General features: G+C 69.1%; 21 protein-coding genes, 1 tRNA gene and 1 other annotated feature. Of the genes, 13 read left to right on the top strand and 9 right to left on the bottom strand.

Annotation, left to right across the window (positions count from 1 at the left end):
• The first annotated feature begins 40 nt into the window (after window positions 1-40).
• Together KTN05_RS00570 and KTN05_RS00565 are read left to right on the top strand one after the other, a co-directional pair.
• Complete coding sequence (locus tag KTN05_RS00570) at window positions 41-1165, top strand: aminodeoxychorismate synthase component I (RefSeq protein WP_371823245.1); 1125 nt, start codon at window positions 41-43, stop codon at window positions 1163-1165.
• Window positions 1123-1758 (top strand): aminotransferase class IV family protein, encoded by a 636-nt coding sequence (locus tag KTN05_RS00565; RefSeq protein ID WP_217327425.1) that lies wholly within the window; start codon window positions 1123-1125, stop codon window positions 1756-1758. Before KTN05_RS00570 ends, KTN05_RS00565 begins: the two co-directional genes overlap by 43 nt.
• Before the next feature lie 22 nt (window positions 1759-1780).
• Here KTN05_RS00565 and KTN05_RS00560 read toward each other — a convergent pair whose 3' ends face one another.
• Window positions 1781-2395: an isochorismatase family cysteine hydrolase gene (locus KTN05_RS00560; protein WP_217327424.1), complete on the bottom strand. Its 615-nt coding sequence runs from the start codon at window positions 2393-2395 to the stop codon at window positions 1781-1783.
• 112 nt (window positions 2396-2507) lie between these two features.
• Window positions 2508-3371 carry a MurR/RpiR family transcriptional regulator gene (locus KTN05_RS00555; protein WP_217327423.1) on the bottom strand — a complete coding sequence of 288 codons (864 nt, stop codon included), beginning with the start codon at window positions 3369-3371 and terminating at the stop codon, window positions 2508-2510.
• Between the two features lie 149 nt (window positions 3372-3520).
• Here KTN05_RS00555 and KTN05_RS00550 point away from each other — a divergent pair, with 149 nt between their 5' ends.
• The 7 genes from KTN05_RS00550 (at window position 3521) to KTN05_RS00520 (ending at window position 11195) form a co-directional block, all read left to right on the top strand.
• On the top strand, window positions 3521-4276 hold the full coding sequence (locus KTN05_RS00550; RefSeq protein WP_217327422.1) for an N-formylglutamate amidohydrolase: 756 nt from the start codon (window positions 3521-3523) through the stop codon (window positions 4274-4276).
• Complete coding sequence (locus tag KTN05_RS00545; RefSeq protein ID WP_217327421.1) at window positions 4276-4782, top strand: TRAP transporter small permease subunit; 507 nt, start codon at window positions 4276-4278, stop codon at window positions 4780-4782. Before KTN05_RS00550 ends, KTN05_RS00545 begins: the two co-directional genes overlap by 1 nt.
• A complete protein-coding gene (locus tag KTN05_RS00540; protein ID WP_217327420.1) occupies window positions 4782-6122 on the top strand; it encodes a TRAP transporter large permease subunit in 1341 nt (446 codons plus the stop codon). The genes KTN05_RS00545 and KTN05_RS00540 overlap by 1 nt, the downstream gene beginning before the upstream one ends.
• 47 nt (window positions 6123-6169) lie before the next feature.
• A complete protein-coding gene (locus KTN05_RS00535) occupies window positions 6170-7204 on the top strand; it encodes a TRAP transporter substrate-binding protein (RefSeq protein WP_217327419.1) in 1035 nt (344 codons plus the stop codon).
• Between the two features lie 65 nt (window positions 7205-7269).
• Complete coding sequence (locus tag KTN05_RS00530; protein WP_217327418.1) at window positions 7270-8634, top strand: glutamine synthetase family protein; 1365 nt, start codon at window positions 7270-7272, stop codon at window positions 8632-8634.
• 33 nt (window positions 8635-8667) lie between these two features.
• Entirely contained in the window at window positions 8668-10053 is a 1386-nt protein-coding gene (locus KTN05_RS00525) for an aldehyde dehydrogenase family protein (protein ID WP_217327417.1), read from the top strand.
• On the top strand, window positions 10050-11195 hold the full coding sequence (locus KTN05_RS00520) for an iron-containing alcohol dehydrogenase (RefSeq protein ID WP_217327416.1): 1146 nt from the start codon (window positions 10050-10052) through the stop codon (window positions 11193-11195). Before KTN05_RS00525 ends, KTN05_RS00520 begins: the two co-directional genes overlap by 4 nt.
• Before the next feature lie 204 nt (window positions 11196-11399).
• Here the strand turns inward: KTN05_RS00520 and KTN05_RS00515 are convergent, their stop codons facing one another.
• Window positions 11400-12149 (bottom strand): SDR family oxidoreductase, encoded by a 750-nt coding sequence (locus KTN05_RS00515; RefSeq protein WP_217327415.1) that lies wholly within the window; start codon window positions 12147-12149, stop codon window positions 11400-11402.
• Between the two features lie 221 nt (window positions 12150-12370).
• Window positions 12371-12426: a sequence feature (sul1 is cis-regulatory element that is thought to sense ions involved in sulfur or methionine metabolism; They are found in Alphaproteobacteria), on the top strand.
• Window positions 12427-12477: 51 nt separating this feature from the next.
• On the opposite strand from KTN05_RS00515, the gene KTN05_RS00510 reads away from it, so the two are divergent.
• From KTN05_RS00510 to KTN05_RS00500, 3 genes are all read left to right on the top strand, one after another.
• Window positions 12478-13968: a SulP family inorganic anion transporter gene (locus KTN05_RS00510; protein ID WP_217327414.1), complete on the top strand. Its 1491-nt coding sequence runs from the start codon at window positions 12478-12480 to the stop codon at window positions 13966-13968.
• 10 nt (window positions 13969-13978) lie between these two features.
• Window positions 13979-14827 (top strand): universal stress protein, encoded by an 849-nt coding sequence (locus KTN05_RS00505; protein ID WP_217327413.1) that lies wholly within the window; start codon window positions 13979-13981, stop codon window positions 14825-14827.
• A gap of 154 nt (window positions 14828-14981) precedes the next feature.
• Entirely contained in the window at window positions 14982-15428 is a 447-nt protein-coding gene (locus KTN05_RS00500; protein WP_217327412.1) for a YaiI/YqxD family protein, read from the top strand.
• A gap of 163 nt (window positions 15429-15591) precedes the next feature.
• Here the strand turns inward: KTN05_RS00500 and KTN05_RS00495 are convergent.
• The 6 genes from KTN05_RS00495 to KTN05_RS00470 form a co-directional block, all read right to left on the bottom strand.
• A tRNA-Phe gene (locus KTN05_RS00495) sits at window positions 15592-15667 on the bottom strand.
• A gap of 105 nt (window positions 15668-15772) precedes the next feature.
• The gene (locus KTN05_RS00490) at window positions 15773-15922 is read right to left on the bottom strand and encodes a DNA gyrase inhibitor YacG (protein ID WP_217327411.1); all 150 of its coding nucleotides are present in this window, start codon (window positions 15920-15922) and stop codon (window positions 15773-15775) included.
• Window positions 15922-16989, bottom strand: a complete 1068-nt coding sequence (locus tag KTN05_RS00485; protein WP_217327410.1) for a ribonuclease E/G — start codon at window positions 16987-16989, stop codon at window positions 15922-15924. The genes KTN05_RS00490 and KTN05_RS00485 overlap by 1 nt, the downstream gene beginning before the upstream one ends.
• Window positions 16986-17546: a nucleoside triphosphate pyrophosphatase gene (locus KTN05_RS00480; protein WP_371823244.1), complete on the bottom strand. Its 561-nt coding sequence runs from the start codon at window positions 17544-17546 to the stop codon at window positions 16986-16988. The genes KTN05_RS00485 and KTN05_RS00480 overlap by 4 nt, the downstream gene beginning before the upstream one ends.
• A gap of 31 nt (window positions 17547-17577) precedes the next feature.
• Window positions 17578-17796 carry a translation initiation factor IF-1 gene (gene infA / locus KTN05_RS00475; protein WP_217327589.1) on the bottom strand — a complete coding sequence of 73 codons (219 nt, stop codon included), beginning with the start codon at window positions 17794-17796 and terminating at the stop codon, window positions 17578-17580.
• Between the two features lie 179 nt (window positions 17797-17975).
• The gene (locus KTN05_RS00470; RefSeq protein WP_217327409.1) at window positions 17976-19184 is read right to left on the bottom strand and encodes an acyl-CoA dehydrogenase; all 1209 of its coding nucleotides are present in this window, start codon (window positions 19182-19184) and stop codon (window positions 17976-17978) included.
• Between the two features lie 173 nt (window positions 19185-19357).
• Between KTN05_RS00470 and KTN05_RS00465 the strand changes: the two genes are divergently transcribed.
• Window positions 19358-21898 (top strand): OmpA family protein, encoded by a 2541-nt coding sequence (locus KTN05_RS00465; RefSeq protein WP_217327408.1) that lies wholly within the window; start codon window positions 19358-19360, stop codon window positions 21896-21898.
• Window positions 21899-21922: the final 24 nt, after the last annotated feature.

The following is a 21922-nucleotide window of genomic DNA, read 5'->3' as shown; positions in this document are numbered from 1 at the left end:
CGCTATGGCTGGGCCGGGAACCCGCTTGCGGAGGGCGCGTGTGATATTCTGCGAATTCGGCCCGGAAGGCGGCCCTGTGCTGTTCCGCAACCGGCGCGAACGGGTCACGGCCTGCGCGCCGCACGAGGTCGTGCCCGCCTTGGAACGGCTGGAGGCGGCGCGGCGCGCGGGCAAATGGATCGCCGGGTGGATCGCCTATGAGGCGGGCTATGCGCTGGAGGACCGGCTGCTGCCGCTGATCCCCGCAGGCACGGGGCCGCTGCTCGCCTTCGGGGTCTTCGACGCGCCGGACGCCCCGGATGGTTTCGCGCCGCCGGAGGAGGAGATCCGGCTTTCCCCCCTGCGCCCGCTGATCTCGCGCGGCGATTACGGGGCCGCCTTCGCCTGCACGCAGGCCTATATCGGCGCGGGCGACTGCTATCAGGTCAACCTGACCTTCCCGCTGGAAAGCCGGCTGGAACGCGGCTCACCTGCGGGGCTCTATCATGCGCTGCGACGCCTTCAGCCGGTCGGCTTCGGCGGTTTTGCGGATCTGGGCGGGCCGGTGGTCGTGTCCCGCTCGCCGGAACTGTTCGTGCGGCTTGACGCGAAGGGCATGATCGAGACACGCCCGATGAAGGGCACCGCGCCGCGCGACCCCGACCCGGCGCACGATGCCGAACTCGCGGCGGCGCTGGCGGCGTCGGAAAAGAACCAGGCCGAGAACCTGATGATCGTGGACCTGCTGCGCAGCGACATCGGCCGGATCAGCCGCATCGGCTCGGTCCGGGTGCCGGAACTTTTCGCCGTGGATTCCTTTGCCACGGTCCACCAGATGAGCTCGCGCGTGACCGGCCAGCTTGCCGCGCCCGCCAGCCTGCCCGCGCTGATGCGGGCGCTGTTTCCCTGCGGCTCCGTCACCGGGGCCCCGAAGATCCGCGCGATGGAGATCATCCGCGAGATCGAGCCGTTTCCGCGCGGCGTCTACTGCGGCACGCTCGGCTGGATGGCGCCGGACGGGTCGGGCTGCTTTTCCGTGGCGATCCGCACATTGTCGGTCTGGCCGGACGGGCGCGTGACGCTCAATGTCGGGGGCGGCGTGGTGCAGGATTCGACGGCGGAATCGGAATGGGAGGAGGCGCTGTGGAAAGCCCGTTTCGCGCTGCCGCTGACGACCCCGCGCTGAGGCTGATCGAGACGGTGCTGTGGCACGGCGCGGCATGTCCGCGCATCGGCGGCCATCTGGCGCGGCTGACCGCCAGCGCGGCGGCGCTCGGCTGGCCCTGCGACGCGGAAGCCGCGCGAGCCGCGCTGCGGGGCGAGCCCGGCACGCCCGCCCGGCTGCGGCTGACGCTGGACAGGGGCGGCGCGCTGGAGGTGACGCGGGCGCCCCTGCCCCCCTCGCCATCCGAATGGCGGCTGGGGATGGCCCCTGCCCGGCTGGACTCGGCGGACCTCTGGCTGCGGATCAAGACCACGCGCCGCGCCGCCTATGACGAGGCCCGCGCCGCGATGCCGGACGGGCTGCATGAGCTGCTGTTCCAGAACGAACGGGGCGAGGTCTGCGACGGCACCATCACGACGCTGTTCTTCGACCGGGGCGCGGGGCTGCGCACGCCGCCCCTGTCCAGCGGCTTGCTGGCCGGCGTGCTGCGGGCGGAGATGCTGGAGAGCGGGCAATGCCGCGAAGAAACGCTGCTCGCGGGCGATCTGCCGCGCGTGCGGCTGTGGGTCGGGAACGCGCTGCGCGGGCTGATGCCGGCGCGCTGGATGGGGTGAGCGGGCGGGGGAACGCCCCCGCTCAATCCTCCAGTCGCGCCAGCCAGTCGGCCAGCGAAAGCTCGTCCGTCGCATCCGTCGCGGCGCTCATGCTGCCTTCCATGATCTCCAGCGCCCAACGGCCGCGCTCCGCCGACTCGGCGGCTACCGCGTCGCCGGGAATCCAGAGGTCGTAGTCCCGCATATGCGCGTCGGCGGCGGTGAACAGCACGCAGATGTCGGTGGCGACGCCGGTCAGGATCAGCCGCGTGACCCCCAGCTTCGGCAGCAGCACCTGCAGGTTGGTCGCGTAGAAGCCCGAGAATTGCGGCTTGATGATGAAGAAATCATCCTCGCGCGGCTTCAGCAGGGCCGTGACCGGGTTGTGGCCACCCTCCAGCGCCCGCTCGACCAGCCGCGAGCGTTCGGAATGCCACTCGCCGAAATTGTCGTTGACGTAGATGACGGGCCAGCCCCGCTGCTCCACCTGCTCGCGCAGGCGCAGGATGGCGTGGGCGGCGTCGCGGGCGGCGGGCTTGACGGCCTCGGCCCCCGCGAAGTCGAACAGGTTGACCATGTCGATGATGAGAAGCGCGGCGCGCTCGCCCTCCTGATCGCGCATGGGCGCGGTGGGGGCGGTGTCGTCGGGTTCGGTCATGGTCGTTTCCCACTCGAAGGCGATGGCCGGATGACCGGCGGCGGCACGGGAAAACTCTGAAGGCGCGGGTCCGGTTGCAACGTCTTCCCTGCGGCGGCCCGCTGGTGACGGCTCAGCGCGGGCGCAGAGCCCTGCTGCGCCCGTAAAGCTCCTCCAGCCGGGCCATGCGGGTGCGGGTCTCGTCATGGGTCAGCGCCTGCACGGCCGCCAGCAGCGTCTCGACCAGCAGCAGCAGGCCCATGTTCGAATCCCAGGCCGAGGGCACCTCGACATGGGCGGCGAAGACATGGGACGCGCGGCTCGCGGCGGGCGACAGCCACTGATCGGTGAGCAGGATCACCTCGGCCCCGGCATCGGCGGCCATCCCCGTCATCGCCTGCACCGCGGCCTCGTAGCGGCGGATGTCGAAGGCGACCAGCACGTCGCCGGGCGTCAGGTCGAGGATCGCGGGCGGCCAGCCGGTGGCGGCGTCGGGCACCAGCTGCACGCCGGGCCGGATCAGCGACAGGTGGACACAGAGATAATCCGCCAGCGTATGGGTGATGCGCCCGCCGACCGCCCAGACCCGCCGCCCCGGATCGGCCAGCAGCGCCGCGCAGGCGTCGAACTCGGCCGGGTCCACCTGCCCCAGCGTCGCCTGCACGTTTTCGGCGACGGCGGCAGCGAAGCGGTTCAGGACATGCTCCTCGGGCGCCGATCCCGACCACCGCTCGTGCTTGGCGAGCGGCGAGACGAGCTGCGCCTCCAGCTCGTCGCGCAGCGCCGCCTGGAACTCGGGATAGCCGCGGAAGGACAGCTTCTGCACCAGCCGCAGCACGGTGGGCGAGGAGACCCCCGCCGCGCTCGCCAGCCGGGTGATCGAGGCGAGGCCCGCCACCGGATAGTTGCGCCGCAGATGGGCGGCCAGCTGACGTTCGGCCGGAGTCAGCACGGGCGCCGCCGCATGCAGGCGGTCGAGCATGGTCTGCTGCTGCATAAAGCGGGCCCTTTCATCGGCCGGTGCGGACGCAGGATCTGCGGCTTTCGTGTTCTGGAAGAATTTTAACAGCGGCGCGCAACCGCGAAATGATATTGACGGATCGCCGCAGGAAAGTCACCCTGCAAGGCAAGTCAAGGGAGGGGCTTATGATCGGAGAGGTCGATCTGCGCAACGGCGAGGCGGCGGGACCGTTTCTGTTCGTCTGCGAACATGCGTCCAATTCCATTCCCGCCGAGTTCGGGAATCTCGGCCTCGATCCCGCCGCGCGCGAGGCGCATATCGCATGGGATCCCGGCGCGATCGGCCTTGCGCGGGCGCTGTCGGACCGGCTGGAATCGCCCCTGGTGGCGGGCACGACCTCGCGGCTCGTCTATGACTGCAACCGCCCGCCGGATTCGCCTTCCGCCTGTGCGGGACGGTCCGAGATATTCGAGATTCCCGGCAATCTCGATCTCGACGCCGAGGGCCGGATCACCCGCACCGAGAAAATCTATCTGCCGTTTCAGGCCGCATTGACGCGGCAACTGGCGCGAACGCTCGCACGGGGGCGGCGGCCGGTGCTGGTGACGGTCCACAGCTTCACCCCGGTCTGGTTCGGCCAGACGCGCGAGGTCGAATTCGGCATCATCCACGACACCGACGCCAGCTTTGCGCAGGCGCTGTTCGACGCCGCCCGCGACCTGCCGCTGCGGGCCGCGCTGAACCAGCCCTATTCGGCCGCAGACGGCGTCGCCCATACGCTCAAGCTGCACGCCACCCCGCATGGACTGGCCCACGCGATGCTGGAAATCCGCAACGATCTGCTGGCCGGCGCGGCCGGGCAGCAGGCGGTGGCCGCGCATCTGGCGGACGCCCTGACCCGCGCCCTTCAGGCGATGCCCGCGCTGGAAAGGATCGCATGATGCCCGCCTGGATCGTCGCCTTTGTCCGCGTGGTCGAGGGCTTCAACTATTATGTCGGGCGAATGGCGCTTTACCTGTTCTTCGCTCTCGGCGGCATCCTGCTGTGGTCGATCATCGCCAAGGCGTTCTTCCGTCCGCCGCTGTGGACGCAGGAAATGTCGCAATTCACGCTGGTCGCCTATTTCATGCTCGGCGGGGCCTATTCGCTGCAATTGGGCAGCAACGTCCGAATGGACCTGCTTTACCAGAGATGGTCGCCGCGCCGCCGGGCGATGATCGATATCGTCACCGTCTTCGCGATGATCGCCTTTCTGGCAATCATCATCTGGGGCGGGCTCGACAGCGTGATCTATGCGCTGGACGTGGGCGAGCGGTCGCGTTCGGTCTGGCGGCCCTATCTCGCGCCGGTGAAGATCATCATCGTGACCGGCGCTTTGATGATGCTGCTGCAATCGATCTGTTTCCTGATCCGCGACATCGCCTTCCTGCGCGGAGTGGAGTTCTGATGCCCTACGAATACATCGCGGTCGTCATGTTCGGCGGGATGCTGATCCTGCTGCTGACGGGGCAGCGGGTCTTTGCGGTCATCGGCTTTGTCGCGGCGCTCGCCTCGGTCCTGCTGTGGGGCACGGGCGGGTCGGCCATTCCGTTCACCAGCGCCATCAAGCTGATGAACTGGTATCCGATGCTGACGCTGCCGATGTTCGTCTGGATGGGCTACGTCATGTCCGAAACGCGGATGGCGGACGATCTTTACCGCATGTTCCACGTCTGGTTCGGGCCGATCCCCGGCGGGCTGGCCATCGGCACGGTGCTGCTGATGGTGCTGATTTCGGCCATGAACGGGCTGTCGGTCGCGGGCCTCGCCATCGGCGCGACCATCGCCCTGCCCGAGATGCTGAAACGCGGCTACGACAAGGTGATGATCACCGGCGTCATTCAGGGGGGATCGAGCCTCGGCATCCTCGTCCCGCCCTCGGTGGTGCTGGTGCTTTACGCGATGATCGCGCGCCAGCCGGTCGGGCAGCTGTGGCTGGCGGGGATGCTGCCGGGGCTGCTGATGGCGGCGGTCTTCATCATCTACGTGGTGATCCGCTGCGGGCTGAACCCGTCGCTCGGCCCGGCGCTGCCGAAGGCGGAGCGGGACATCGCCCCCGCCGAGAAGTGGCGGCTGCTGCGCGCGGGCATCCTGCCGGTGGTGATCTTCGCCTCGATGATGGGGCCGTTCCTCTATGGCTGGGCGAGCCTTGTCGAGGCGTCGGTGATCGGCGCGAGCGTCACCACGCTGGTCGCCGCCCTGCGCGGGCGCATGACGAAGCGGGCGTTCGAAATCTGCTCGGTCCAGACGCTGGGCGTCACCTGCATGTTCCTGTGGATCCTGCTGGCCGCGCTGGCCTTCGGGGCGGTCTTCGACGGCCTCGGCGCGGTGCGGGCGATCGAGGGGCTGTTCCTGGGCGAACTCGGCCTGTCGCCCTGGGGCGTGCTGATCCTGATGCAGGCGTCGTTCCTGGTGATGGGGATGTTCCTCGACGACACCGCGATGCTGGTGATCGTCGCGCCCCTTTACGTGCCGCTGGTGGCGAAACTCGACCTCGGCATTCCGCCCGAGCAGGTGCTGATCTGGTATGGCATCCTCTACACCATCACCTGCCAGATCGCCTACATCACGCCGCCTTTCGGCTATAACCTGTTCCTGATGCGGGCGATGGCGCCGGACCATGTCACGCTGGCCGACATCTACCGCTCCATCGTGCCCATCGTGCTGCTGATGCTCTGCACCCTCGGCATCGTCATGCGCTTCCCCGAGATCGCGCTGTGGCTGCCGAACCTCGTCTATTCGAAATGAACCCCGAGGGCGGCTGAACCGCCCCTGAAACCCGCAAGGAGGAGAAGATGACCACCAGACGCAAGTTCCTCGCCACAGGCGCGCTCGGCGGTGCCGCGGCGGCCCTTGGCGCCCCCGCCATCGCGCAGAACGCGCCGATCCGCTGGCGGATGCAGACCTATGCCGGCGCGGCTTTGGGCGAGCATGTCGCCAAGCCCGCCATCGACAGCTTCAACAAGATCGCCGCCGGGCAGATGGAGATCGAACTTTACTACGCCGACCAGCTCGTCCCCACGTCCGAGCTGTTCCGGGCCATGCAGTCCGGCACCATCGACGCCGTGCAGTCGGACGACGACTCGATGCAGTCGCCGACCGAGGTCACGGTCTTCGGCGGCTATTTCCCGCTGACGCTGCGCTACAGCCTCGATGTGCCGGTGCTGTTCAACCAGTACGGCCTGAAGCAGATCTGGGAGGAGGAATACGCCAAGGTCGGCATCCAGCATATCTCGGCCGGGTCGTGGGACCCCTGCAACTTCGCCACGCGCGAGCCGATCAACAGCCTCGCCGACCTGAACGGCAAACGCATCTACACCTTCCCGACCGCAGGCCGCTTCCTCGCCCAGTTCGGCGTGGTGCCGGTGCAGATCCCCTATGAGGACGTGCAGGTCGCGTTGCAAACCGGCGAGATCGACGGCGTCGCGTGGTCGGGCATCACCGAGGATTACACCGTGGGCTGGGCCGACGTGACCAGCTACTACCTGACGAATCCCATCTCGGGCGCGTGGATCGGGCATTTCTTCGCCAATCAGGACCGCTGGAACGAGGTGCCCGACCATCTCAAGGAACTGCTGCGGGTCTGCTTCGAACAGTCGCACTACTATCGCCAATGGTGGTATTGGGGCGGCGAGGCCGATCTGCGCGTCAACGGCCCCAAGCTGCAACTGACCACCATCCCCGCCGAGGAATGGGCGCAGGTCGAGGCGGCGGCCGAGAAGTTCTGGGACGAGGTCGCCGCCGAATCCGAGACCAAGGCCCGCGTGGTCGAAATCTTCAAACGCTACAACGCGACCATGCTCAAGGCGGGCGCGCCCTACCGCTACTGAGCGGCAGCCCCTGCCCCCGCGCGGCCCGCCGAAGGGCCGCGCCTTTCCGATACGTGGAGCGAGACATGCCCGGCAACCTGACCCCGGACCAACTGAAAGCCGCCGTCGCGGCGGGCGAGATCGACACCGTCGTCACCGCCATCATCGACATGCAGGGCCGGCTGCTGGGCAAGCGCTTCCACGCCCGCCATTTCGTCGAAACCGGCATGGCCGAGACGCATGGCTGCAACTACCTGCTCGCCACCGATCTGGAGATGACCACCGTCGAAGGCTATGCCGCCGCCTCGTGGTCCAGCGGCTACGGCGACTGGGCTCACAAGCCCGACCTGTCCACGCTGCGGCGCATCCCGTGGCTGCCCGGCACGGCGCTGGTCCTGTGCGACGTGATGGACCATCACGGCCACGCGGATATCCCCGTCTCGCCCCGCGCGATCCTGAAACGGCAGATCGCGCGGGCCGCCGACATGGGCCTGACGCCCATGATGGCGACGGAACTTGAGTTCTATCTGTTCCGCGACAGCTACGACACGCTGGCGGATCGCGGCTGGCGCGAGATCGTGCCCCACACCCGCTACAACATCGACTATTCGATCCTCGGCACCACCAAGGACGAGCCGGTGATGCGGGCGATCCGCAACGGTCTCTACGACGCGGGCATTCCGGTCGAATGCTCCAAGGGCGAGGCGGATGCCGGACAGGAGGAGATCAACATCCGCTATTCGGACGCGCTCGACACCGCCGACAATCATGTGCTGGTGAAGAACGCGGTGAAGGAGATCTGCCATCTGCAGGGCGTCTCGGCCACCTTCATGGCCAAGTATCGCCACGGCAAGGCCGGCTCATCCAGCCACATCCACCAGTCGCTGCTTCGCGGCGGGGAAAGCGCGTTCTTCGACCGGGATGCCGAGTTCGGCATGTCGAAGCTGATGCGATCCTACCTCGCCGGGCTGCTGGAACATGCCTCGGACATGACCTTTTTCCTGGCGCCCTATGTCAACAGCTACAAGCGTTTCTGCGTGGGCCTGTTCGCGCCGACGAAGGTCGTCTGGTCGGTGGACAACCGCACTGCGGGGTTCCGCATCTGCGGCGAGAATACGGAGGCGGTGCGGGTCGAGTGCCGCGTGGGCGGGGCGGACCTGAACCCCTATCTCGCCCTTGCCGCGCAACTGGCGGCGGGGCTGGACGGGATCGAGCGGGGGCTGGAGCTTGAGGACCAGCACGCGGGCGATCTTTATGGCGATGCGGGCGCGCCGGAGTTGCCGAAGACGCTGCGCGACGCCGCCGACCTGCTGGAGCGGTCCGCGTTCCTGCGCCGGGCCATGGGCGATGACGTGGTGGACCACTACGTCCGCAACGCCCGCTGGGAGGTCGAGCGCGCCGATTTCGTCGTGACCGACTGGGAACTTCAGCACGGGTTCGAGCGGGCCTGACCGCCCGAACATTCCGCATCGAGGGAGACGCGATTGACCATCATCCGCTGCATCTCGCCGGTCAACGGCGAGCCTTACGCCGAACGCGAGGCGCTGAGCCTTGAGGCGGCGACCGCCGCCGTCGCCCGCGCCCGCGCCGCGCAGGGCGCCTGGGCCGCGCTGCCGCTGGACGAGCGCATCGCCCGCGTGTGCGCGGGGATCGAGGCACTGAACGCCATGAAGGACCGCGTGGTCGAGGAACTCGCCTGGCAGATGGGCCGCCCGGTCCGCTTCGGCGGCGAATACGGCGGCATCAACGAACGCGCCGCCCACATGACCGGCATCGCCGCCGAGGCGCTGGCGCCGCTGGTCACCCAGTCCGACGCCGGGTTCGAGCGCCGGATCGACTGGGTGCCGCACGGCGTCATCCTCGTCATCGCGCCGTGGAACTATCCTTACATGACGGCGCTGAACACCATCGTTCCGGCGCTGGTCGCGGGCAACGCGGTGGTGCTGAAACACGCCAGCCAGACGCCGCTGGTGGGCGAGCGGCTGGCCGCGGCGATGCACGCGGGCGGCGTGCCAGAGGCGGTGTTCCAGAACCTCATCCTCGACCATGCCACGACGGAAGGACTGATCCGCGCCCGCAGCTTCGGCTTCGTGAACTTCACCGGCTCGGTCGCCGGGGGCGCGGCCATCGAACGCGCGGCGGCGGGCACCTTCACCGCGACCGGGCTGGAGCTTGGCGGCAAGGACCCCGGCTATGTGATGGAGGACGCCGATCTCGACTGGGCGGTGGACGTGCTGATGGACGGGGCGATGTTCAACTCGGGCCAGAGCTGCTGCGGGATCGAGCGGGTCTATGTCCACCAGCGGCTTTATGACGACTTCGTCGGCAGGTCGGTGGAGTGGGTGAACAGGCTGCAACTCGGCAATCCGTTCGAGGCCGAGACCACGCTCGGCCCGATGGCCAGCGCCCGCTTTGCGCAGATCGTGCGCGACCAGACCGCCGAGGCCGTGGCCGCAGGGGCCACCCCGCTGATCGAGCGGCAGAACTTCCCCGCCGACGATGGCGGCGCCTATCTGATGCCGCAGATCCTGACCGGGGTGGACCATTCGATGCGCGTGATGCGCGAGGAAAGCTTCGGCCCCGTGGTCGGCATCATGCCGGTCAGCGGCGACGACGAGGCGCTGGCGCTGATGAACGACAGCGACTTCGGGCTGACCGCCTCGCTCTGGACCGCCGATCCGGGCCGCGCCGAGGCGATCGGCCGGCGGATCGAGACCGGCACCGTGTTCATGAACCGCGCCGACTATATCGACCCGGCGGGCGCATGGACCGGGGTCAAGGACACCGGCCGCGGCGCGTCGATGTCGTCCCTCGGCTACCGCGCCGTCACCCGCCCGCGCACGATCCATTTCCGCAAGGTGAAGCCATGACGCTGAAGGCCAACTGGTCCTATCCCACCGCAATCCGCTTCGGCGCGGGCCGCATCGCCGAACTGCCCGACGCCTGCAAGGCCGCCGGGATCGCGCGGCCGCTGCTGGTGACCGACCGGGCGCTGGCGAGCCTGCCGATCACCGCCGGGGCGCTGGCGGTCCTCGACGACGCGGGCCTTGGGCGGGCGGTGTTCTCGGAGGTCGATCCGAACCCGAACGAGACGAACCTTGCCACCGGGCTTGAGGCTTACCGGCAAGGCAACCACGACGGCGTGATCGCCTTCGGCGGCGGCTCGGCGCTGGATCTGGGCAAGCTGGTCGCCTTCATGGCGGGGCAAAGCCGCCCGGTCTGGGATTTCGAGGATGTCGGCGACTGGTGGACCCGCGCCGATGCGGGCGGCATCGCCCCGATCATCGCCGTCCCGACTACCGCCGGCACGGGGTCCGAAGTCGGGCGGGCGGGGGTGCTGACCAACAGCGAAACCCATGTGAAGAAGATCATCTTCCACCCGAAGATCCTGCCCGCGGTGGTCATCTGCGACCCGGAGCTGACGGTCGGGATGCCCAAGGCGATCACCGCCGGAACCGGCATGGACGCCTTCGCCCATTGCCTCGAGGCTTATTCCTCGCCGCATTTCCACCCGATGAGCCAGGGCATCGCGCTTGAAGGGCTGCGGCTGGTCAACGAATACCTGCCGCGCGCCTATGCCGACGGCGGCGACATCGAGGCGCGCGGGCAGATGATGGCGGCGGCGTCGATGGGCGCGGTGGCCTTCCAGAAGGGCCTCGGCGCGATCCACTCGCTCTCGCACCCGATCGGCGCCCGCTACGGCACCCATCACGGCACTACGAATGCCGTGGTGATGCCGATGGTGCTGGACTTCAACCGCCCCGCGATCGAGGAGCGCATCGCCCGTGCCGCCGCCTATCTGGGGATCGCCGGCGGCTTCGACGGCTTCCGCGACCGGGTTCTGGAGCTGCGCTCGGACATGGGGATACCGCCGAACCTGACGGCCCTTGGCGTTCCCAAGGACGACCTCGACAGCCTCGCGCAGGAGGCCCTCGACGATCCCTCGACGGGCGGCAACCCGGTGGCGATGACGCTGGAGAACACCCGCGCCCTGCTGGAAAGCTGCTTCTGACGCTGCGACCGGCTGCCTCACCGAGCCAGGCGCAGAACGATTGGCGAAGCTGCTTCCAGCGGTCCGTGGTGGCCCTCAGCCCCGGTGGCCCGACGCCGCATCGCGGGCCTGCCGTGCTGCGGCGGCTGTGCCGGAGCAGGCAGCGTGGCACCGCTTCGAGTCGCCCGGCCCCTCGGCGTCACGTCCTGTCCGCTACTACCCCCATCAGGCAATCAGCCCGATGCGGCGGCGGATCGCCTCGTCCCGGAGCGAGACCTCCGCCCCGAGAAACTCGTTCCCCGCCGGACCGCAGAGCCAGACCAGCGCCCGCGCCGGCCATTCGGGCGGAATATGCACCGACCAGTCAAGTTGGCTGACGGGGTTGATCCCGCTGCTACGGATCGCCGCCTGCATGTCGGTCGCCACGGTGCCCGGCGACAGGCTGATCGCGCGAATCCCATCGGCGCGCGCCTCGTGGTCCAGCGCGCGGGTCAGCATCCACGCGCCCGCCTTGCTGGCGCAATACGCGCTCCATCCATCCTGCGGCGCGTGGGCGGCGCCCGACCCCACGGTCAGGATCGTTCCGCCCCCGTGGCCGCGCATCACGGGAAGCGCCGCCCGCATCCCGTGGAAGACCCCCTTGAGATTGATGTCGATGGCCTGCGCCCACTCGCCCGGATCGGCGGAGGCAAGATCGGCGATGGGCCCGATGACGCCGGCGTTGTTCACCAGCACATCGAGCCGCCCGGTGCGTTCATGGAGCGCGGCCACGGCCCTTTCCATGTCTGCCGCCCTGGCGACGTCACCGCGCAGGGCGATGCCGCCGATCTGGGATGCAAGGCCATCGACCGCTGCCTGATCCCGCGCCATCACGCCTACGACCGCGCCCGCCGAGGCGAACGCGCGCGCCGTCGCGGCCCCGATGCCGCGGCTCGCCCCGGTGACAAGAACGACCTTGCCTTCCATGTTGACCATCTGTCTTTCCTCTCAGGCACGTTGGATCGAAACTGCGCGGGCAGCGTAGTCGAACGCTCGCCGGAATGGCCATGTCCCGTCAGGGGACGAGCCGCTTTCGCCGCGCTGGGGAGCCGCCTTGTCGCGCGCGAGCTCGCCCCTTCGCAGTCGCCTCGACCGAGCGGAGGCGGCTTGAGGCGCTTGGCAAGGCAGCCCCGAGCCGCTAACAGCGCGGCATACCGCATGGACCCGGTGCAATTCCGGGTGGCTCTTCCGGCCGCCGATCCGCCGGACAACCTGTTCTCGCAAGATCGATGAGACGGCCCGAAGGGTCGCCACAGGATACCTCATGACGCTGTTTCCCAATTATCGCGATCAATGGTTCGGCAACATCCGCGCCGATCTGCTGTCCGGTCTGGTCGTCGCGCTGGCGCTGATCCCCGAGGCGATCGCGTTTTCCATCATCGCCGGGGTGGACCCCAAGGTCGGGCTCTACGCCAGCTTCTCCATCGCGGTCATCACCGCCATCGTGGGCGGGCGGCCCGGCATGATCTCGGCGGCGACGGCCGCCACGGCGGTGCTGATGGTGACGCTGGTGCGCGACCACGGGCTGGAATACCTGCTGGCGGCGACGGTGCTGGCGGGGCTGATCCAGATCGGCGCGGGGCTGCTGAAGCTGGGGCGGTTCATGCGCTTCGTCTCGAAGTCGGTGATGACCGGCTTCGTCAACGCCTTGGCGATCCTGATCTTCATGGCGCAACTGCCCGAGCTTGATCCCGCACGCGTCGGATGGCTGACCTATGCGCTGGTCGCGGCGTCGCTGGCGATCATCTACCTGTTCCCGAGGCTTACGCGCGCCATCCCCTCGCCGCTTGTCACGATCCTCATCCTCACGGCGCTGGTCTGGGCGACCGGCTGGGACGTGCGGACGGTCGGCGACATGGGCGCGCTGCCGGACACGCTGCCGGTGTTCCTGATCCCGGACGTGCCGCTGAACCTCGAGACGCTGGCGATCATCTTCCCCTATTCGCTGGCCGTGGCCGTGGTCGGGCTGCTGGAGAGCCTGATGACCCAGAACCTCGTGGACGAGCTGACGGACACCACCTCAAATCGCAATCAGGAATGCATCGGCCAGGGGCTGGCGAATACGGCCACCGGCTTCATCGGCGGCATGGCGGGCTGCGCGATGATCGGCCAGTCGATGATCAACGTGAAGTCCGGGGGACGGGGGCGGCTTTCCACCTTCGTTGCGGGCGCGGTGCTGCTGATCCTCGTCGTGTTCCTGTCCGATTTCGTGCGGATCATCCCGATGCCCGCGCTGGTCGCGATCATGATCATGGTGTCGGTCGGCACCTTCTCGTGGTCCTCGATCCGCGACATGCGAACGCATCCCCGATCGTCCTCGGCCGTGATGCTGGCGACCGTGGCCACGGTGGTCTGGACGCACAATCTCGCCATCGGGGTGCTGGTGGGCGTGTTGCTGTCGGGGATCTTCTTCTCCGCCAAGATCGCCCAACTGTTCCGCGTGACCTCCACGCTTTCCGGGGACGGGCGCCACCGCACCTACGTCATCGAGGGGCAGCTCTTCTATGCCTCGGTCGAGGACTTCATGGCCGGTTTCGACTTCCGCGAGGCGGTGGAGCGGGTGACAATCGACGTCAGCCGCGCCCATATCTGGGACATCTCGTCGGTGCAGGCGCTGGATACCGCAGTGCTGAAGTTCCGCCGCGACGGGGCCGAGGTGGATGTCACCGGCATGAACGAGGCTTCGGCCACCATCGTGGACCGGCTGGCGCTGCACGACAAGCCGGGCGCCACCGACAAGCTTGCGGCGCATTGAGGAGACGGACGTGACCAACACCATCATCGCCCTGATCGACGGATCCGCGTTCGCGCGCCCGGTGCTCGACCTTGCCGCTTGGGCCGCCACGCGCAACGAGGCGCCGGTGCATCTGCTGCATGTGCTGCCGCCCAAGCCGCTCCCGAAGCCGGACCTGTCCGGCGAGATCGGGCTGGGCGCGCGCTCGACCCTGCTGAGCCAGCTGGCGACACTCGACGAGCAGCGGGCCGGACTGGCGATGGTGCAGGGCCGCGCACTGCTGGACGACGCGACCGCGCGTCTTGAGGCTGCCGGCGTGAGCCGCGTGACCTCGCAGCTGCGTCAGGGCGACCTGCTGGAGAGCGTGGCTGCGCAGGAACATGGGGGCGGCCTTCTCGTCCTCGGCAAGCGCGGCGAGACTGCCGATCAGGCGCGCGGCCATCTGGGCTCTAACTTCGAGCGCCTCCTGCGCGCCGCGAAGCTGCCGGTGCTGATGGCGCCGCGGCAGATGCCCCAGATCAGGCGCGCCACCATCGCCTATGACGGCAGCCCGTCGGCGCGCCGCGCGGTCGAGCGCGTGACCCGGCTGCCCGCCTACCGAGGCATCGAGATCGAGATCGTGCGCGCCGGGAACGGCCCGGAGGCCGAGGCGTCGCTGGCACAGGCGCAGACCGCGCTGGCGCAAAGCGGCATCACCGCGACGACGCAGATCCTGCCCGGCGCGCCCGAGGCGGCGATCCTCGCTCATCTGCGGGCCAGCGGCTCGGATTTCCTGGTGATGGGCGCTTACGGCCATTCGCGCATCCGCAGCCTGGTGGTGGGCTCCACCACCACGGCGATCCTTCAGAAGGCACAGGTGCCGGTGCTGCTGGTGCGATGACCGCGTCCTGCCTTCTTTCACTGCCGGCAGGTTGGAAGCCGAGCGATCATGAACGCCCGCCCTACTGACCCTTGCGCCCCCGCCGGAATATGCTGCATCGAGCAGAAGCGGCCAGCCGCTGCACCAGAACTCTCGCGACACGGGGCGTTGATCGATGGCAATCTATGTGGATGCGGACGCCTGCCCGGTGAAGGCCGAGGTCGAGCGCGTGGCCACGCGGCACGGTCTGCGCGTGCTGATCGTCTCGAATGGCGGGATCAGACCGTCGCCGAACCCGCTGGTCGAGACGGTGATCGTGCCGGAAGGCCCGGACGAGGCCGACAAGTGGATCGCCGACCGCGCCGGTCCGGGCGACGTGGTGATCACCGCCGACATCCCTCTGGCGGCAAGATGCGTCGGGGCCGGAGCGCAGGTTCTCAAGCACGACGGCGCGGCGCTGACCCCGGAGAACGTCGGCAACGCCCTCGCGACGCGCGACCTGCTGGCCGACCTGCGCGCCGCCGACCCGTTCCGGCAAGGCGGCGGCCGCAGCTTCACGAAGGCGGACCGGTCCCGCTTCCTCGATGCGCTGGAACGCGCCGTCCGCCGTGGTGTTCGCTGAACGGATAACCCTGGCGTTCGCTGCTTGCGTTCCGAGGTCCACGAATCTCTGGAGCGGATCAACGCTGCCCAGTTCGCAGCGGCTCAGCTTGTGCCACCTATCGTCAACTCATCACGGTGCGGCAGGTGATGCCAAGACCAGGGCAATTTCGATGAAATGGAAGTGGTGCCCGGAGACGGATTTGAACCGCCGACACGCGGATTTTCAATCCGCTGCTCTACCAACTGAGCTATCCGGGCCCCGTTCGGGGTGTGGCCCCAAGCCTGTGGGGCGGGGTGGCGTGTAACTAGACAACCCCGCTGGCCCTGTCCAGCCCGAATCGTGCGAGCGTCGAGCTTCCGGCGTCAATCTTCCGTCGGAGGCGTCGGGGCCGGCTCGCCGGGGATCGTGTAGTCGCCGCGCAGCCAGCGGGCGAGGTCCACGTCCGCGCAGCGGCGCGAGCAGAACGGGCGGTATTTCGGATCGCTTTCCTTGCCGCAGATCGGACAGACCATCACACGCCCCCTCCCGCAGCGGCCAGCGCCTGCAAGGCCGCACGGTCGCGCTTGCGGCTGAGTTCGTAAAGCCCCATTGCCGTCCAACCGATCAACGTCGTCTCGGTTCCCTCGGCCCGAAACGCGGCGCGGAGGGCCTGGTCCAGCGTGCCGCGGTCGCGCTTGGGGATCGGGGCGAAGTCGATCACCACCTGCCCGCCGAGACCGCGCAGGCGAAGCTGGCGCGGCAGGTCGCGGGCCAGCGCGATGTCGGCCTTCAGCGCGGCGGCGGGGGAGTTGTCGGGGCCGGTGTTCACGTCCACCGCGATCAAGGCGCGGGTCGGCTCGATCACCGCGTGGGCGCCGCCCGGCAGGGGCGCGCTGCCTGCCAGAAGCGCCTCGACGGCGTCGGTCACGCCGTGCGCGTCGAAGGCGCCGGGCGTGTCGTCGATGGCGTCGGGCGCGGGGTCGGCCCAGTCGATCCACGCCGCCCGCCACGGAGTTTCCGCATCCACCAGCAGCTCCGGCCCGCCCTGATGGTCGGCCATGACCTGTGTGGCAAGCTGCGCCAACTCCAGAAGCTCGGCCGCGATCTCCACATCATCCGCCTCGGCGGCGGCGGTGCGGATCACGAAGCCCATGCCCTCGGGGGCGCCGGCCTCGGCCAGCGCGGCCTCTCCCAGCCGGACCAGATGGTCCCGCAGATCATCCTCGCGGATGCGGCGCGAGACGTTCACCCCCGGCGCGCCGGGCGTCGCGATGGCGTTGCGGCCGCGGAACAGCGCGCGCTGGGTCACGGGGATCGCCTTGCCCTCGTCCGCGACGCCGCTCACCTGCACGATCAGCGCGCGCCCCTCGGAGAGGCCCTTCGCCTCGCGCAGGAAGCCGCGCTGGCCGCCGGGCAGACGCAGGAAGACGCCACCCTGCCCCTTCACCAGCCGGTCCACCACGCCGCGGCAGATCGCGCCGGGCGGCAGCGGCGTCAGGGCGGAAGCGTCCAGCGCCAGATCCTCCAGCCGGCCATCGACGATCAGCGCGGCGGCTTCGCGGCCCCAGAGATGCCCCAGAACGACCTGCCTGCCCTTCATGCCTGTCCCCTGATCCCGATGGATGCCAGCAGCCCGGCGGTTTCCGCCAACGGCAGCCCCACGACGGCGGTGAACGATCCCTGCAGCCACGGCGCGAACGCCGCCGCCGGGCCTTGGATTCCATAGCCGCCGGCCTTACCGCGCCAGTCGCCGGTGGCGACGTAGGCTGCGATCTCGGCGGCGGTCAGCGGGCGGAAACGGACCGTGGTTTCCACCAGCCGGTCCCGCGCGCGGCCCTCATGCAGCAATGTCACCGAGGTCATCACCTTGTGCCGGCGGCCCGACAGCAGGCGCAGGAAGGCGGTCGCCTCGGCCTCATCCTCAGGCTTGCCCAGGATGCGCCGCCCGGCGGTCACGACCGTATCGGCGGCCAGCACCGCGCCACCGGCGCCGCTGGTCACGGCCGCCGCCTTCTCGGACGCCATGCGCCGCGCATAGTCGCGCGGCGGCTCGCCCTTCAAGGGCGTTTCGTCGATGTCTGCGGGAATGACGGCGTCGGGAACGATGCCGATCTGCGCCAGCAGGTCCAGCCGCCGCGGGCTGGCCGATGCCAGCACCAGACGCGGCCTGTCCCGGCTGCCTGATTCGTTACTTGAAGCGGTAATTGATCCGCCCCTTGGTCAGGTCGTAGGTATTCATCTCGACCTGCACCTTGTCGCCAGCGAGAACGCGGATGCGGTTTTTCCGCATCTTTCCTGCCATATGCGCGATAATTTCATGGCCGTTCTCGAGCTCGACCTTGAACGTCGCGTTGGGCAGGAGTTCCGTCACGACGCCGGGGAATTCGAGCATCTCTTCCTTGGCCATGGTCTCTCCTGAAAGCGGCCCACGGATGTTGTGGACCGCTGCCATATGGTGCGGAAACAAGGATTTTTCAAGCCCTTTCGGCACCAGCCCCGCCCCCTCGGGCGGCCGGAAACATCCCGCGGGGATGAATGGGCCTTCGGGGCCCATTCATGGGGGCGCGAAGCCCCCGGTCCGGCAGATCAATAGAACGCCTGCAAGCCCGTGATGGCACGGCCGAGGATCAGCGCGTGGACGTCATGCGTGCCCTCATAGGTGTTGACCGTCTCGAGGTTGGCTGCGTGGCGCATCACCTGGAACTCCTCGGAGATGCCGTTGCCGCCGTGCATGTCGCGGGCCATCCGGGCGATATCCAGCGCCTTGCCGCAGTTGTTGCGCTTGACGAGGCTGATCATCTCGGGCGCCGCCTCGGCGGCATCCATCAGCCGCCCCACCTGCAGGCTGGCCTGCAGCCCCAGCGTGATCTCGGTCAACATGTTGGCCAGCTTGAGTTGGTAGATCTGCGTGTTGGCCAGCGGGCGCTTGAACTGGTGACGGTCCAGACCATACTGCCGCGCGGCGTGCATGCAGAACTCGGCCGCGCCCATGACGCCCCAGCTGATGCCGTATCGGGCGCGGTTGAGGCAGCCGAACGGACCCTTCAACCCTTCGACGTTGGGCAGCAGCGCATCCTCGCCCACTTCGACGTCCTGCATGACGATTTCGCCGGTGATCGAGGCGCGCAGGCTCAGCTTGCCCTGGATCTTGGGCGCCGAGAGGCCCTTCGTGCCCTTGTCCAGCACGAAGCCCTTGATCTTGCCGCCATGCGCGTCGGACTTGGCCCAGACCACGAACACATCCGCGATGGGCGAGTTCGAGATCCACATCTTGGACCCGTTCAGCACATAGCCGTTCGCGGTCTTCCTCGCGACCGTCTTCATTCCGGCGGGGTCCGATCCGGCATCCGGTTCGGTCAGGCCGAAGCAGCCGATGAACTCGCCGCTGGCGAGTTTCGGCAGGTACTTCTTCCGCTGCTCTTCCGAGCCGTAGGCGTAGATCGGATACATCACCAGCGACGACTGCACCGACATCATCGAGCGATAGCCCGAATCCACCCGCTCGACCTCGCGCGCGATGAGGCCGTAGGCCACGTAGGAAGCGCCGATCCCGCCATATTCCTCGGGAACCGTGACGCCCAGCAGGCCCATCTCGCCCATCTCGCGGAAGATCTCGGGGTCGGTCTTTTCCTCGCGATAGGCTTCGATCACGCGCGGCTGCAGCTTTTCCTGCGCGTAAGAGCGGGCGGCGTCGCGCAGCATCCGCTCCTCCTCGGAAAGCTGGCCGTCCAGACGCAGCGCGTCTTCCCAGTCGAAACGGTTCAGGTCGGGCGCGTCCTTGGGCTTCAAGGCCATGATCTTTCTCCTCGGATGTCACGGCAATGGATATGCGGTGACGCTTTGGGGTTCAATGCCGCGTTCACGGGCCCCTCACGCCGATGTCGGGAACGCCACGGCTTGTAGATCGTTACCGTCCGCAGAATGGGGCGCGTCCGCGCGCCCGAACCGACAGGAAAGCCGGAGGAAACATGCGCCGCATCTTCAACAACTCGACCGCCATCGCCGTAGGCGTCGCGCTGCTGCTGCCGCAGGCCAGCATCGCTCAGGCCGCCGTGACGGCCGACATGACCGCTGCCGAGGCGGCGCAGGCGGCTTCGGACCGCGCGGTGCAGATGCCGAACCTTCAAGCGGCGCTTGAAATCGAGCTGGATGCCGGGCTGAACGCCGAACAACTGACCTGCCCGATGAACGCGCCGCAGCCCTGCCCGGCCGATATCCGCTTCACCCCGCGCGGGATCGCGGTGCAGGTGGCGCCCGACGGCGCGATGTTCCTTGCCCCGCAGCAGATGCAGACCCACCGGGCGGATGCCGACGGCACCCTGACGCTTGACCCGAACGCCGTGCAGATGCAGGCGCCGCGCGCCGACATGATGACCCTCGGCGCGGCCGATGGCGCGGCGGCGCGGGTGCTGGCCCAGGCCGATACGGGGGAAACCGCCACCGACGCCGCACCGGCGGGCGAGCCGGTTCCGCTGCCGGACGCCGCGCCGGAACAGCCCGCCGAGCCGGCGCCTGCCGCCGAAGCGCCGGTGGATGCCGCCCCGGCGGACCCCGCGCCGGAGCCCGAGATTATCCCCGAGCCCGCGCCGGAGGCACCCGCTGCCGCCGAGGCCCCAGCGGAGCCAGCGCCTGCTCCCGAGGCCGCCGCCAGCGAAGCACCGGCCGAGCCTGCCGCCGCACCGGCGCCCGAGGCCGCGCCCGCACCTGAAGCCGCGCCGGAACCCGCCGAAGCGGGCGCGCCGGATGCTTCCGCCGCTTCCGAGACACCGGCCGCTAGCGCCGAGCCCGCACCTGCCGACGCGGCCCCCGCTGCCGAAGCAGTGACCGAAACGGCGCCGGAACCCGAACTGCCCGACGCGGCCGATCTGGAGCAGGCGCTCTCCGAATCGCAGGCCGAGGCCGATGCGGCGGAAGAACCCGCCGTCGAGGCCGACGCCCACGTGCCAGCCGACGCATCGACGGATGCAGCCGCAGAAGCTCCCGCGGCCGAGGCCTCCGCCGCTGACGCACCCGCCACGGATGCTCCCGCCGCCGATACTCCGGCGGATACGCCAGCCGCCGCCGACGCCCCTGCGGCTGAAACGCCGACGGCCGCCACCCCGGCGGACGCGCCTCAGGCTGACCCGGCCACCGCTCCGGCCGCCGATGCGGATGCGGCGACGACCGCTGCCGACGCTCCGACCACCGAGGCACCGCCGACCGACGCAACGGCCGCCGACGCTGCCCCGCCCGCCGAGGGCGCGACGCCCACGGTCGATGAGTTGCGCGACGCGCTCGCCGGAACGCCCGCGGCCGAAGGCACCCCCGCGGCCGAGGTCGAGGCGCAGGCGGTTCCCGAGGCGACCGCCGTCGAGACCGAAGCTTCCCGCGAAGCCGCCGAGGCCGTGGAACCGGCCGAGCCGGTCGCCGCGCTGAGCGCCGGGGACGACACCGCCGCCGATGCCGAGGTGGTGGAAACCACCGTAACGGAGGAAAACGCCCGCTCCTCGCAGGAGGACTTCGCGACCAGCATCAGCGCCGCCGCGGCGGCGGCAGCGGCGGCCGCCGGCGGGCAGCAGCCCGGCGCGGCGGCCGACACGGCCGGGACCGTCACCACGCAGGCGCCGCAGAGCCAGGCCGACGACGATGACGACGACAACGACCTGCTCAACTACGCGCTGGCGGGACTTGCGGGCTATGTCGTCGGGCAGATGCTGCCCAACAACCGGCAGGTTGCGCTGAACACCGGCGACCGGCTCGTCGTGACCCGCCCCGATGGCAGCCAGGAAGTCATCAAGAACGACAACGCCCTGCTGCTTCAGCCCGGCTCGACCGTGCAGACCGAGAACTTCAACGACGGCTCCAGCCGCACCACGGTCCTGCGCGAAGATGGCAGCCGGGTGGTGACGATCCGCGACGCCGATCTGCGGGTGCTGCGCCGGTCGGTGGTCGCGCCGGATGGCACCGCCACCACGCTGATCGACGAGACGGCGAACGTGCAGCCGGTCATCGTCTCGGAACTGCCGCCGCCCGCGCGGCCGGTGCTGGACGCCTCCGGCCCCGTGACCGAGGACGCGCTGCGCGAGGCCCTGCGGCGCGAGGTTGGCGTGGACCGCACCTTCACGCTGAACCAGGTCCGCAACATCCCCGCCGTCCGGGCGCTGGTCGCTCCGGTGGACATTCAGGCGATCACCTTCGACACCGGCTCGGCCGCGATCGAGCCGGCGCAGGCGCAGCAGCTCGCGACGCTCGGCAGCGTCATCACCGAGGCGGTGCGCAGCAACCCGCGCGAAATCTTCATGATCGAAGGCCACACCGACACGGTGGGCGGAGACGCGATGAACCTCGCGCTTTCGGACCGCCGGGCCGAATCGGTGGCGCTGGCGCTGACCGAATACTTCAACGTGCCGCCGGAAAACATGGTCGTGCAGGGCTATGGCGAGCAGTTCCTGCGCGTCCCGGCCGAAGGCGACATCCGCGAGAACCGCCGCGCCTCGGTGCGCCGGATCACCAACCTGCTCGCCCAGTAAGCGGGCCGCGAGAGACGATGGAGG

This window comes from Paracoccus sp. Z118, from assembly GCF_019061185.1.
Lineage (GTDB): Bacteria > Pseudomonadota > Alphaproteobacteria > Rhodobacterales > Rhodobacteraceae > Paracoccus.
The sequence above is the reverse complement of the archived record's forward strand: the minus strand, read 5'-3'. Positions and strand labels throughout refer to the sequence as shown.

What these genes read in the sequence shown, in the direction of transcription:
- KTN05_RS00500 (WP_217327412.1), top strand. Translation starts at nt 14,982, where the DNA reads ATGGCAATCTATGTGGATGCGGACGCCTGCCCGGTGAAGGCCGAGGTC.
- KTN05_RS00555 (WP_217327423.1), bottom strand. Translation starts at nt 3,371, where the DNA reads ATGCAGCAGCAGACCATGCTCGACCGCCTGCATGCGGCGGCGCCCGTG.
- KTN05_RS00520 (WP_217327416.1), top strand. Translation starts at nt 10,050, where the DNA reads ATGACGCTGAAGGCCAACTGGTCCTATCCCACCGCAATCCGCTTCGGC.
- KTN05_RS00515 (WP_217327415.1), bottom strand. Translation starts at nt 12,149, where the DNA reads ATGGTCAACATGGAAGGCAAGGTCGTTCTTGTCACCGGGGCGAGCCGC.
- KTN05_RS00545 (WP_217327421.1), top strand. Translation starts at nt 4,276, where the DNA reads ATGCCCGCCTGGATCGTCGCCTTTGTCCGCGTGGTCGAGGGCTTCAAC.
- infA (WP_217327589.1), bottom strand. Translation starts at nt 17,796, where the DNA reads ATGGCCAAGGAAGAGATGCTCGAATTCCCCGGCGTCGTGACGGAACTC.
- KTN05_RS00550 (WP_217327422.1), top strand. Translation starts at nt 3,521, where the DNA reads ATGATCGGAGAGGTCGATCTGCGCAACGGCGAGGCGGCGGGACCGTTT.
- KTN05_RS00465 (WP_217327408.1), top strand. Translation starts at nt 19,358, where the DNA reads ATGCGCCGCATCTTCAACAACTCGACCGCCATCGCCGTAGGCGTCGCG.
- KTN05_RS00470 (WP_217327409.1), bottom strand. Translation starts at nt 19,184, where the DNA reads ATGGCCTTGAAGCCCAAGGACGCGCCCGACCTGAACCGTTTCGACTGG.
- KTN05_RS00510 (WP_217327414.1), top strand. Translation starts at nt 12,478, where the DNA reads ATGACGCTGTTTCCCAATTATCGCGATCAATGGTTCGGCAACATCCGC.
- KTN05_RS00540 (WP_217327420.1), top strand. Translation starts at nt 4,782, where the DNA reads ATGCCCTACGAATACATCGCGGTCGTCATGTTCGGCGGGATGCTGATC.
- KTN05_RS00485 (WP_217327410.1), bottom strand. Translation starts at nt 16,989, where the DNA reads ATGAAGGGCAGGCAGGTCGTTCTGGGGCATCTCTGGGGCCGCGAAGCC.
- KTN05_RS00530 (WP_217327418.1), top strand. Translation starts at nt 7,270, where the DNA reads ATGCCCGGCAACCTGACCCCGGACCAACTGAAAGCCGCCGTCGCGGCG.
- KTN05_RS00560 (WP_217327424.1), bottom strand. Translation starts at nt 2,395, where the DNA reads ATGACCGAACCCGACGACACCGCCCCCACCGCGCCCATGCGCGATCAG.
- KTN05_RS00535 (WP_217327419.1), top strand. Translation starts at nt 6,170, where the DNA reads ATGACCACCAGACGCAAGTTCCTCGCCACAGGCGCGCTCGGCGGTGCC.
- KTN05_RS00490 (WP_217327411.1), bottom strand. Translation starts at nt 15,922, where the DNA reads ATGGTCTGTCCGATCTGCGGCAAGGAAAGCGATCCGAAATACCGCCCG.